Source organism: Pseudomonadota bacterium (genome assembly GCA_030860485.1).
Classification (GTDB): Bacteria; Pseudomonadota; Gammaproteobacteria; order JACCXJ01; family JACCXJ01; genus JACCXJ01.
In genome coordinates this window covers 1-5,430 of record JALZID010000255.1, presented here as the reverse complement: position 1 = coordinate 5,430, position 5,430 = coordinate 1, and the positions used below count along the sequence as shown (strand labels likewise).

The window sequence follows — 5,430 nt, the reverse complement described above, 5'->3', positions numbered from 1 at the left end:
GCGATTGTCGCGCGTCGCGGTAATGGCCTTGCGGCCCGGGATCAGGAAATTGCGCGCGAAACCCGGTTTGACCTTCACGGTCTCGCCGAGCTCACCCAGGCCGTGCACCTTTTCCAGCAGTATCACTTCCATCGCTTTGCTCCCCCTTCAACTTCAATCAGGTCGACTTCAATCAGGCCATCGTTTCAAGCCTTATCGCCGACCGGTAAGTGGCGAAAATTTACCCGGTGATCCAAGAGCCCGAGCGCGGCCAGCGCCACCAGCGCGATCTGCGGCACCACGAGCACGGCCGCATACAGTGCCACCAGCCAGGCACTGGCGAGCTGGCGGTTGCGCACATAGTGATGGGCGATGGCCAGGCCTTGAAAACCATACATCGCCACCGCGACCACCAGGAGATCGGTGACGAGCCCATGACGCTGCGCGAAGACCAGCGCCTCGATGGTCGCGAAGATCCCCGTGAGGACCACCGCCGGCGCCAAGGCGCCCGGCAGCCTGAGCCCCTCGAACTCGGCCCGAAACCCTCCGGGATTGTACAGGAGCGCCTGCCAGTAACGGGCGATGAGCAAGGCGATCATCACGCTCATGGCGAAGGCACCCGCCACCAGGCCGTTCATCATCACGGCCAGGGCATCGAGCATCGCCCGCTCCGGACCCATGTCCTCGTGTCCCGGCGCGGCAGATACGATGTGCTCCAAAACCCCGCGCCACCAGCCCTCGACATCATCGACCAATACGCGCGCCGCGACCACGGCCAAGACCGCAAGCCCCCCGATGGCGGCGAGCGCGAGTCCTTGCGAGCGGCCGACCCGTAAGACCTGGGCGCACAGCCAAATCGGCAGCCACCAGGCGACGGCCAGGAACATCGCAGGCCACACGTTGCCGATCCCGACCAGGGTCACGAGCCCGGCCCCGAGCGTGGCATAGCTGACCACCAGGAAGCCCTCGCGCGCGCCGTGGCGCAGCGCGCACAGACCGGCCGCGGCACCGCTCAGGTACGACACCGGCGGCAGCAGCCAGCCGAGCATGCCCAGGGCCGAGATGGTCCCGACGGCCTGCCAGCGACCGCGCATGACGAACTCGGCTAAGGACCGCACGCCGGCCACCTCGACCCGTCGTGGCCGCGGGGCATCGACACGAACCGTCAGTGCGCGTCGCAGTATGGCAAGAGCGCCAGGTACCGGGCGCGCTTGATGGCCAAGCCGAGCTGGCGCTGGTAACGGGCCTTGGTCCCCGAGATCCGGCTCGGCATGATCTTGCCGGTCTCGGTGATATACGCCTTGAGAGTGATCAGATCCTTGTAATCGATCTCGGTAAAACCCTCGGCAGTGAAGCGGCAATATCGCTTGCGGCGGAAAAAGCGCGCCATTGGCTGTATCCTCAGTTGATGTACGAAATGGGGGAGTAAACGAAGTCGGGGGGTGAACGAAATCGGGCCGCCCGCCCTTTTCTGGGTTGCGCCGGCCCCTGGTCTGCCGCCCTACTCGGCAGCGCCGCCGTCCGTCGGGGCATCGCCGGACGGGGCACCGCTGTCGCTCACGGCACCGGCCCCGGCAGGGACATCCACAGGCGCCGCGGGGGACGCGTCCTGCTCGTCCCGGCCCTCGCTGGGTCTGTCGTCCTCGGGGCGCCTGGCCAGCGGAGAAGGCCCGGTGACGGGCGCCTTGCGGCGCATCACCAGGTTGCGCAAGACCGCGTCATTGAACCGAAACGCGGAGGTCAATTCATTGAGCGCGGGCGCATCGCATTCGATGTTCATGAGCACGTAGTGGGCCTTGTGGATGTCCTCGATGGGGTACGCCAAGACCCTGCGCCCCCAGTCCTCCAGGCGATGGATGGTCCCACCCTTGGATTCGACCATGGCCCGGTAACGCTGGACCATCGCCGGGACCTGCTCGCTCTGGTCCGGGTGGACCAGAAACACGATCTCATAATGCCGCATGGAATCACTCCCCTTGGATTTCAAGAGCCTCCCGACCGGTAGCGAAGACCGCGGTGAGGCAAGGAGACCCGCCGGTGTTACCGGCCCCGCATGCCCACCGGCCGACGAGCGGGGCACGTGGGGCGGGCTATTCTATGGGATCGGTGCGGGAGGCGCAATTTGCCGCCGGCGCCACCCCGGCAGGAGGTGGTCGCGCACGGGCCGGATCGGCACACGGGCGGGATACGATCACGTGCGGATCCGACTATCAGCGCCCGCGCCCGCGTACAGAGGCGGGCACACCGGGCATTCTCGGGAGAATACGCACGATGCGAAGCGATCGAGTAGCGGTCCCCGGTCGAGCGGCGATCGCGCCTCGCCTGTGGGACCGGCCTCCTGTGCCTAGGGCTGGCGCTGGCTGGGGACGGTGAGGCGTTGGACCTCACCGGCGATCGGCCGGCCGTCGCCACGGACACCATCCCCATCAAACGCGGAGGATTCGTGGTGATCGCGTTGTTTCTCGGCACCATCGTTTCGACCGTCCTGTTACACCATTTTCTGCACCTGCCCCCGTTCCTCGGGATGATGACGGGCCTGGGCGTGCTCAAGCTCTACGGGTTTTTCATCCGGCGCGCGGAGCTGCGCAGCTTCTCCCCAACCGTGGATCTGCACAGCGTGGCATTCAACCTCCGCGATCATTACAAACCCGCTGTCAAGCCCTTCGATATCTTCATCAGTATGAAGCGTGTGGAATGGGATACCTTGATGTTCTTCTACGGGGTGATCCTGTGCGTGGGTGGGCTCGGGGCCCTGTGATATCTCGCGCTCGTTTCGATTTCTTGTACGCGGACCTCGGCCCCACGGCCGCCAACGTCCTCATCGGTGTCCTGTCGGCCGTGGTGGATAACATCCCCTCATGTTCGCGGTGTTGAGCATCAATCCCGACATGAGCGTCGGTCAGTGGTTGTTGATCACGCTCACGACCGGGGTCGGCGGGTCGCTCCTGTCCATCGGCTCGGCCGCCGGTGTGGCGCTCATGGGGCAGTCCCGCGGGTACTACACGTTCTTTTCCCACCTCAAATGGACCTGGGCCATCGCCCTCGGATACGCGGCCGGCATCTGGACACACTTCTGGCTCAATGCCCCATTGTTGTAACCCGACCAAGCTTTACCAAGCGTCGCGCTCGACGCCCATGCCGCGCGCCCGCTTCCGGAGGAGGCCGCGCCCAGCCCGTGCCGACACCCATAACAACCGCCACTTCGTTTTTCATTGCTTTCCCCTACTTGCGCAGCCCTTCTGCACTCATTGCCTCCTTCACCGCTGGGCGAGCCGAGTCAAGGCGCAAGCACGCGTGACTATAGCCCACCAACGACGTCCTTGAGCATCGGGATGAGCGCCTCGATCGCCTGCGCGCCATCGCCGACGTAGCTGGAACCGTGGACCGCTAGCGTTTTCGGACGCAACCCCGCAAAGCGCCTGAGTATGCGCCCCGTCTTGGGCAAGTTTCTGACGGAAGAGATCCACAACGTCGGAGCTCGTCGTTGGGGCGACGTTACCATTGTGGTGAAAAAGATCAGAACAAAATAGCGTTGCGTGGGTCTCCTCGAACAACATCCCCGCCTCCCACGTGTGCGGGACATGCGGCGTCTGCAGGAAGCGAAAGCGGTAAGTTCCGGTGGTAAAGATGTCATCATCACTGAGGCCACGGGCGGGCCGCAGCGCGGCGCTGTCGTCCACGCTGACAACCTTGGCAATGATGCTTGCGAGGGCGGTCGAATGCGGCGCGAGCCTCTGCCAGTCGGCCAGTGAGCCACATTCATCGGCTTCGAAATGGCTGAAGCCAATCCAGCGGAGCCGTTCGATCGGGATGAGTGTCGTAACCGCATCGCGCACCAGGAAAATGCGCTCTTAGACCCGTGTGCCACAGGAGCGGCTCCTCGTCACACCAGAAATTGGTTGACCTGCATGTCGAAGTCGGATACGAACGTCGAGAGGCGAAAGACGTCGGGCGCGATCTCGGTGATGGTCGTCTGCATCGTGGGATTCTCCTAATCGGGCGCTAACGCTTCCGTCGGCAACAGGACCTTCGTCAGTCTTCTGCAGATCGTCGCACGCTTCGCGCTCGCGGCCCACCGATCTCGCTGAGGGTCGGATAGTCCAAATAGCCCTTCGTGTCGCCCTCATAGAATGTGGCAGGGTGCGGCGTGTTGAGCGGCGCGTTCCGGCAGAACCGCTCCGGCAGATCGGGGTTGGCCAAGAAGAGGCGCCCGAAGGAGACGAGGTCTGCGCTGTCCGCGCGGAGTGCGGCCGTGGCGCGCTCGTACGCGTATCCGCCGTTGGCCATGTACAGGCCGCGGTAGCGCTGGCGTAGTCGGCCGAAGTCGAGGCCCGCCGCTGGCTGCACGTCGTGTTCCTCTTCCGTTTCGACCACGTGGAGTTCGACGAGCGGGTAATCACCGAGCCGTTCGGCGACATATCCGAAGAGCGCCTCGGGGTTCGAGTCGACCATGTCGTTGAAAGCACTGAGCGGCGAGAGGCGTACTCCAACGCGCCCGGGTCCCCACACCCCGATGACGGCCTCGACGACCTCGAACAGAAAGCGTGCCCGATTCTCCACTGGGCCGCCGTAGCCGTCGGGGCGGTGATTGGTGCCATCGCGCAGGAATTGATCGATGAGGTACCCGTTGGCCGCGTGGATCTCGACCCCATCGAAGCCGGCGGTAAGGGCATAATGAGCGGCGGTGCGGTACTGATCCACAATACCAGGGAGCTCCGCGATGTCGAGGGCGCGCGGCGTTACGAAGGGTTTCAGTCCCTCGTACGTGTAGGCCTCACCCGCTGGCCGGATCGCCGAGGGCGCCACCGGCAAGGCACCATCGGGCTGCAAGGAGGGATGGGAAATGCGGCCCACGTGCCAGAGCTGAAGAAAGATACGACCAGCCCGCTCGTGCACGGCCTGGGTCACCTGCCTCCAACCTTGCACCTGCGCCGCGTCGTGGATCCCCGGGGTGTCCGGATAGCCCACGCCCTGGGGTGAGATTTGCGTGGCCTCGGTGATGATAAGCCCCGCCGACGCGCGCTGTGCGTAGTAGCGCGCGTTCATCGTCTGCGGGACATTGCCCGGGCCTGCGCGGTTGCGGGTCAAGGGCGCCATTACGATGCGGTTCGGCACCACGTAAGGCCCAAGCCGCAGCGGTGTGAAAAGGTCCGTTTCCGTACGTCGGACCGCTTGCGCGTTGTTCATCTGTTAGCTCCTTATCGTCAAGAGGGAAGCATGAAATACCAACTACGCGAGATCCTACTTGCACGTCGTTCTTTGATAATCTAGTCTCCTGGAATAAGATTGTTCGCATTTGATGATAAATGGGGGCGCTTGGACGAGCTCATAGGTAAGATCTTATAACTATATGAGTTATAAAGATAACAAATGCGTGGAACTTTTAGGGCTCCACCCGATCTGATCAACTTTATCGGCAAATCAAGATGATCGGGGAGGGGAGGATGGAAC

At 63.6% G+C, this 5,430-nt stretch carries 6 protein-coding genes and 1 pseudogene; 1 reads left to right on the top strand and 6 read right to left on the bottom strand.

Going from position 1 to position 5,430, the window contains the following annotated elements:
* From rplI to rpsF, 4 genes are all read right to left on the bottom strand, one after another.
* Positions 1-132, bottom strand: a 132-nt coding sequence (rplI, locus tag M3461_15720) for a 50S ribosomal protein L9 (protein ID MDQ3775685.1), incomplete at its 3' end; no start/stop codon positions are given.
* Between the two features lie 53 nt (positions 133-185).
* Positions 186-1,097, bottom strand: coding sequence for a DUF2232 domain-containing protein (locus M3461_15715; protein ID MDQ3775684.1), 912 nt, complete (start codon positions 1,095-1,097; stop codon positions 186-188).
* 47 nt (positions 1,098-1,144) lie between these two features.
* Complete coding sequence (gene rpsR, locus M3461_15710) at positions 1,145-1,369, bottom strand: 30S ribosomal protein S18 (GenBank protein ID MDQ3775683.1); 225 nt, start codon at positions 1,367-1,369, stop codon at positions 1,145-1,147.
* Positions 1,370-1,480: 111 nt separating this feature from the next.
* Positions 1,481-1,942 carry a 30S ribosomal protein S6 gene (rpsF, locus tag M3461_15705; protein ID MDQ3775682.1) on the bottom strand — a complete coding sequence of 154 codons (462 nt, stop codon included), beginning with the start codon at positions 1,940-1,942 and terminating at the stop codon, positions 1,481-1,483.
* A 450-nt stretch (positions 1,943-2,392) separates the two neighbouring features.
* On the opposite strand from rpsF, the pseudogene nhaD reads away from it, so the two are divergent.
* Positions 2,393-3,077 (top strand): annotated as a pseudogene (nhaD, locus tag M3461_15700) (sodium:proton antiporter NhaD).
* 159 nt (positions 3,078-3,236) lie between these two features.
* Here nhaD and M3461_15695 read toward each other — a convergent pair.
* A complete protein-coding gene (locus tag M3461_15695; protein MDQ3775681.1) occupies positions 3,237-3,815 on the bottom strand; it encodes a hypothetical protein in 579 nt (192 codons plus the stop codon).
* Positions 3,816-4,011: 196 nt separating this feature from the next.
* Positions 4,012-5,166, bottom strand: a complete 1,155-nt coding sequence (locus M3461_15690; protein MDQ3775680.1) for an alkene reductase — start codon at positions 5,164-5,166, stop codon at positions 4,012-4,014.
* Between the last annotated feature and the right edge of the window lie 264 nt (positions 5,167-5,430).

Bases quoted from the DNA above. Each gene is read 5' to 3' on its own strand.
- rpsR (MDQ3775683.1), bottom strand. From the start codon at position 1,369: ATGGCGCGCTTTTTCCGCCGCAAGCGATATTGCCGCTTCACTGCCGAG.
- rpsF (MDQ3775682.1), bottom strand. From the start codon at position 1,942: ATGCGGCATTATGAGATCGTGTTTCTGGTCCACCCGGACCAGAGCGAG.
- M3461_15690 (MDQ3775680.1), bottom strand. From the start codon at position 5,166: ATGAACAACGCGCAAGCGGTCCGACGTACGGAAACGGACCTTTTCACA.